Raw genomic sequence first — 439 nt, forward strand, 5'->3', positions numbered from 1 at the left:
AAACGTCTTCCGCGCCCTCAAACGCTGGCGCGGAATCGCTACGCGCTACGCAAAGCTCACCGCTTCCTTCATCGCCGCCATTCATGTCAGGTGTTTATTCCTCTATCTTCCAGTCCACACTACCTAGAGCGTCGGCGTCGATATTCAGCCGCGTCGCTTTGTCGTCGGCTTGGGCGGCGAAGGTCTGCGCCCACTCATAAAACTTGTTTCCCTCTCTGGGGATATAATCCGGCATGTTTCGCTCTCCTGTTCCTCTGTTTTTGACGGCGGGCATAGCGCCGGCCGTTTTTCACTCTATTAAAATGTTCTCATGTTCGCCTACCTTATCCCGTCTCTGCTGTGGCACCTCAAAAACAAAGAGCGCGTGGTCATTTCGACCGGCACCATAAACCTGCAGCAGCAACTGCTCGAAAAAGATATTCCCGCCGCGCAGGATATC

1 protein-coding gene and 2 pseudogenes are annotated in these 439 nt (G+C 54.0%); 2 read left to right on the top strand and 1 reads right to left on the bottom strand.

Annotation, left to right across the window (positions count from 1 at the left end; translation table 11 throughout):
* Positions 1 to 127, top strand: a pseudogene (locus AWU74_RS11050) (IS5/IS1182 family transposase); the annotation flags it as partial.
* On the opposite strand, the gene AWU74_RS11055 reads toward AWU74_RS11050, so the two are convergent.
* On the bottom strand, positions 95 to 235 hold the full coding sequence (locus AWU74_RS11055; protein ID WP_187150986.1) for a hypothetical protein: 141 nt from the start codon (positions 233 to 235) through the stop codon (positions 95 to 97). The pseudogene AWU74_RS11050 and the gene AWU74_RS11055 overlap by 33 nt on opposite strands.
* A gap of 81 nt (positions 236 to 316) precedes the next feature.
* On the opposite strand from AWU74_RS11055, the pseudogene AWU74_RS14375 reads away from it, so the two are divergent.
* A pseudogene (locus AWU74_RS14375) lies at positions 317 to 439 on the top strand (ATP-dependent DNA helicase); the annotation flags it as partial.

The sequence above is a fragment of the Treponema endosymbiont of Eucomonympha sp. genome (genome assembly GCF_001028545.1).